Source organism: Lactiplantibacillus plajomi (genome assembly GCF_005405405.1).
Taxonomy (GTDB): domain Bacteria; phylum Bacillota; class Bacilli; order Lactobacillales; family Lactobacillaceae; genus Lactiplantibacillus; species Lactiplantibacillus plajomi.
In genome coordinates this window covers 1-2,624 of sequence record NZ_BJDZ01000058.1, presented here as the reverse complement: position 1 = coordinate 2,624, position 2,624 = coordinate 1, and the positions used below count along the sequence as shown (strand labels likewise).

The 2,624-nt window shown below is 37.6% G+C and carries 2 protein-coding genes; both read left to right on the top strand.

Features of this window, described 5'->3' with window-relative positions; all coding sequences use genetic code 11:
- Positions 1–351: 351 nt before the first annotated feature.
- Positions 352–993 (top strand): hypothetical protein, encoded by a 642-nt coding sequence (locus tag FFM82_RS13360; protein WP_137646238.1) that lies wholly within the window; start codon positions 352–354, stop codon positions 991–993.
- A 15-nt stretch (positions 994–1,008) separates the two neighbouring features.
- Positions 1,009–2,466 carry a hypothetical protein gene (locus tag FFM82_RS13355; RefSeq protein ID WP_137646237.1) on the top strand — a complete coding sequence of 486 codons (1,458 nt, stop codon included), beginning with the start codon at positions 1,009–1,011 and terminating at the stop codon, positions 2,464–2,466.
- Positions 2,467–2,624: the final 158 nt, after the last annotated feature.

Below are 2,624 nucleotides of genomic sequence, written 5' to 3'. Positions count from 1 at the left end.
CTTCGGCCGTGAATTTGCTTCTAGGCATAGTAAAATCCCCTTAGAGTTGATAGACGAAATTATAGTTTTTCATCTGTCAACCTTAAGGGGACTATAGCAACTAAAAAGGTAGAAGGAATATTTTATCTTAAAGAGTTCTTTTAAAGGCGATACTTACTATTGCCTTTTTGTTTATAATTCTTTCAAATATGATGCAATACCGTGCTTATAATCAAATTTAACATTATGAAAGTTGTTGTTGGTGGTGCGTTAATTTAATGAATCAGTAAATCAGTTCTAATGAAAGGGCTTACTGATGAGGGCGGTTATTGTATAATTACACTAACAATTAGAGTAGTGGGGGTAATTCGAATGGTTCAAGTAACTATAGTTGCAAAAAAGAAGTATGAAGAATACCAGAATCTGTTGGCAGGTTTAATTTCTGAAAAAGACAAAAGTCTTAAGGCTGTTAGTATTACGGAAGACGAGTACCGGCAAAATCGCGGTAAAATAACTTCTGCAAATAAAATTATTTTATTAGAAAATTCAAAAACTCTGAAAAATTATCAGAATATCACGCCATATAAATTTCAAAATGAATATGGTTTCCGCTATGGCTGGCAAGGAAACGTGGCCATTATTGATATTGATGAGAGTAAGGTACATCTAGAGGATAGCTCAAAGATTGCTGAGACCATTAGTGAAATGTTGGAAGTTGAGGGTGAAGAAACGGATCAAGCACCAGAAGCCACCGGTGGACTTTTAAATCGTGTGATTGATAGTAAACGAGAGGTCAATAAAAAATTAAATAGACAAATTAGTAAACACGTTAATCCTAAGTTTCAACGGCTTGCTAATTTTGGCGTTAAGCACGTTCTTTCGGGTGTTGGTAGTGTGGGTAGCGTTGTCGACTTTAAAGATTACAAAGAACTTTTGCGGTCGATGGATATCGCGCTGGTTAAAAAGTTCGTTGCCGATAATGAAAATGGCTTAAATGCTTTTTTAAATAACTAGGAGTCGTGAATGGTTATGGATAAAGAAACGACGGATATAGGACTTAATCAGGCAGCTGAAAGTTTTTTAACCGGTTCAGATGCAAAAATTGCTGAAAATGTTAATCGGATAGCTAAACAAACTTATGAGCACTATAAAAATCTAGGAGAAGCCCGCGCTGGTGGCTATGCTGCTGAACAGGTACATGCCGAGATAAATAATTTATCCGTTAATTTAACTGGAAAGGGTATTTTGGCTGATGCTATCGATGATAATAAGTTGGCTGATATTTATTTAGGACAGCAAAAATTCCAGTTAAAGTTTTGTAAAACGGCCGATGCAACGTATAAACAAGTTACGCAAACTTTTGGTGATCACTATCGATCAGTTAAACGAAGTATGTCTTTTGATGAGTGGAAGCAGCAGTTAGCCAAAAGATTTGATATAGACCCTTCTGACATTACTGAAAATGCAACGTACTATCAAGATATGAATTTCGTTGTTCCGAGTGATCAAGTAGAAACGATTCGACGAAAGTTGCTGGAGCAGATTGAAGCTGCAAAAAAGCAAGGTAACCATTCAGAGGCTGTGAGATTGTCTAAGTTAAAGGGCAAAATAGCAGATAAGCTAGGAAATGATTCTCTTGGTATTAGTAAGAAACAGGCTGATTATATTGGTAGAACGGGAAAGTTACCACCAGAATTAAAACAAAAATTATTAGAGAATAAACAAACCGCAATTATAAAAAAAGCCCTTAAAACCGGTATGAGTGCTGCAGCCTTATCATTTGCAATTGAAGTTGCACCGAAGTTACTCAAAATGCTGACGACTGGAGATTTTAATGCTGAGGAATTTACTCAAGATAGTATTGATGGCGGACTAAACGCGACGCAAAGCTTTGCTGTGGCAAGCGTGAGTTCTTGGATTATGCAAACTGAAGGAATATTAAAGAGTGCAACGAAGAATTTGTCAGCTGAACAGGTAGCAGCTTTAGTATTGCTAACTTGTAACATTATGAAATCCGTTGGAAAGCGATTATTAGGTAAGATTTCTTCAGCCCAAATGGCACATGACATTTCACGCGACACTGTCGTTGCTGGGACGACCTTATTAGGCAGCGTGGCAGCCCTTGCATTGGTTCCTGAAGCAGCTGGACCAGTGATAGTTGTTCAATTAGTTGGAAGCATAGTTGGCGCGGTAGTTGGCTCTGAAGCTTTTGATGTTGGTGATAAGGTTATTTTAGGACTCTCAGCTAAATATGGCTGGACGCTGTTTGGTCTGGTTGACCAAGATTATCGGCTTTCTGATGATCAGTTAAAAGCGATGGGCTTTGATGTTGAAGAATTCGATTTAGCAGAAAATTCCGAATCTCATATTGATGAAGTTAACTTCGATTGTCCCGTTTTTGATGAACTGCAGATGGATGAGTCCGAGATTCAGATAATTCGTAGGGGAGTGATTGGTGTTAATACGATTGGCTATTTATCGAACTAAGTAATTATTATTGTCAATAAAATTAAATTAGGAGTGGTAGCGATGGGGCTTTTTGATGGGACGAATTGTCAAATCAAGCGCAACTTTTTGCCGAAGAAAACTTCACTTGGACTTTTCCATCCCAAGACCTTTCGTGGACGGTTATTTAAATCTGTGAC